The organism is Mameliella sp. CS4, assembly GCF_019392335.1.
Classification (GTDB): Bacteria; Pseudomonadota; Alphaproteobacteria; order Rhodobacterales; family Rhodobacteraceae; genus Antarctobacter.
This window is the reverse complement of the sequence record NZ_JAHXRQ010000061.1, coordinates 1-2,188: the sequence shown is the minus strand read 5'-3', so window position 1 is coordinate 2,188 and position 2,188 is coordinate 1. Positions and strand designations below refer to the sequence as shown.

The following is a 2,188-nucleotide window of genomic DNA, read 5'->3' as shown; positions in this document are numbered from 1 at the left end:
CTGTTCTCCTCGTCGTTTTGAACGTTACGAGAACAAACTCTACTTTTGAATGGCCCAGTTCTTTGGGGGCAGGTCAGAGCAGGTGTTGGCACCCAACTTCAAATTCTATCGGCGCGAGGATGGCGACGTGCGTGCCCCGGTCGGGACTGACGCCGAAGGCAACGTTACAATCGGTATCAAGGGACTGATTGAGCCACCCACTGATCGAGCTCGGGAAATCTGCGAGAAGGACATGCACGACTTGATGGCTACCGCCTACCAGGAAATGGATAGACGGGTCCTTTCTCCCGACACGGCGCCTGAGGTTGCCACGCAAATGGTTCTGACGGACATCATCGAGCGCAGATACGAAACTCTGGATTCAGAAGAGGCCGAGTCTGTTCGGCAACACCTTGCGGCGCATATGAACGTGCTAACTTTGGCGCGGCGAGAAGCTGAGCGTGGCTTCGCTGAAGGGCAGTCACCTTTGACCGGCAGCCCCGGCAAGGCGGACGCTTCTGACGACGATGGGGATGAAGCCGGAGACAGCGCCCCCAATACGCTGCTGCAGATGGTCAAGAAATTCATCAACGTCCGCGACATCGATGTTGAGCTCATCGATAGCGTGAACTCGTTTCGTGAACGGTTCGAGGTCGCATCGAAGTCTTTGAACTCGGAGCTCTTGGCACATGTCCAATCGGCGATGGTTGCATTGCGGGTCAATATGACCGGCGACGAGGCTCGAACACTTTGGCCGAGGATCAAGGCGTTCCGGGCCAGTGAGGGACGTGAGCCGAACGTTCATTCTGCCGATCCCCTGGAGAAGCGGATGGCAGAGGCACTGGCCTGGCTGAAAGCTGAGAAGGCGAAGCGGCTGCGCGAGGGCGCGATGCGATGACTCGGCCGAGCTTGGATGACATATTTGCGGAAGACGATGAATTCGGACTGTTGGACGTTAGGCTGCGCGGCAGCCGCGCTATTGTAGCTTCCGACCAAGGGGCTGGCGCGCTGAGAGAAGTCTCAGCGTTCTTTGAGAAACACGGGCGCGTTCCCGATCCTGATGCGGTGGACCATGACGAGATGCGGCTCGGTTCGATCTGGGCATCGATCAAGTCTGCGCCGACAGACCAGATGCGGCTGGAGGACCGGTTTGGACTCTTGGACGACGAGGCAGCGCAGCCATTGAAATCATGGCGAGATGAGCCGCTAGTTTCTGACGTGCCTGACAGCCTAGATGATATTTTCGACGATGAAGAGCTTTCCGTCGATTCGTCTCTGATCGATTTGAAACATACGACGCCTGCCGCAGAGCGACACTTGCCCGATCATCGGGCGGAATTTGTTCCCTGTCGCGATTTCGACCAGTTCGCAGAGCGTTTTGAAGCGGTGCAACAGGCTTTGGAAGCGGGCGACCGCCAAGCACTACCTGTAAAGAAATGGTCCGTGATTGAGCCCATAGAAGGCGACTTCTTCATCCGCAACGGCCTACTCGCGATGATCGCTGAGAAATCCGAAATGTCCGCGAGAGGGGGTTCTCGTGATCACAGACTTCGGGTCATCTTCTCCAACGGCATGGAAAGTGATCCTCTCATGTCTTCGTTCCGCAAGTCGCTGAACGACGATAAGACGGCCAGAATGGTTCAGAAGGTCGGGCTTGGTCCCCTCGATCCGGACTGGGAATCTGATCAACTAGAATTGTCTGGGACAATTTACGTCGCTCGGTCGCGCTCGGATGATCCGTCGATCAGAACTCAGCGAATGATCCTTCACAAGATCGGTGTCACCAGTCAGGATGTTGCGCGCCGGGTTGCAGATGCTCGTAACGATCCAACGTTTTTGCTAGCACCAGTGGACATCGTCGCGACCTACGAGCTTCAAAACCTGTCCCGCCGCAAAGTTGAGAACCTTCTCCATCGCTTCTTCGCGGCGGCCAGGCCGGCAGAGCTCTTTGTGACCGATCGCTTCGGGAAGAAGGTCTTTCCAAAGGAATGGTTTTACGTTTTGCCGGACCATGTCGGCCGCGCGGCGAAACTGATTGAAGAGGGGCGCCTTCATTTGTTCGAGTACGACGTACCCTCTCAAGAAATCGTAATGAAGAAATGAAATGAGGCTAGATTACGTACCGATCGGGAGCTTGTCAATCCCGGAGCAAAATGGGTCAGTGAACCGGTGGAATAATCCCCAACGGCTGGGGTCTGGCGGGCGCCTT

Annotated in this window: 2 protein-coding genes; both read left to right on the top strand. The window is 56.1% G+C overall.

All coding sequences use genetic code 11. The features are described from left to right. The first annotated feature begins 49 nt into the window (after positions 1 to 49). Positions 50 to 877: a hypothetical protein gene (locus tag KZZ07_RS26460; protein ID WP_219519859.1), complete on the top strand. Its 828-nt coding sequence runs from the start codon at positions 50 to 52 to the stop codon at positions 875 to 877. A gap of 11 nt (positions 878 to 888) precedes the next feature. Further along, on the top strand, positions 889 to 2,082 hold the full coding sequence (locus KZZ07_RS26455) for a GIY-YIG nuclease family protein (protein WP_219519856.1): 1,194 nt from the start codon (positions 889 to 891) through the stop codon (positions 2,080 to 2,082). Positions 2,083 to 2,188 lie beyond the last annotated feature (106 nt).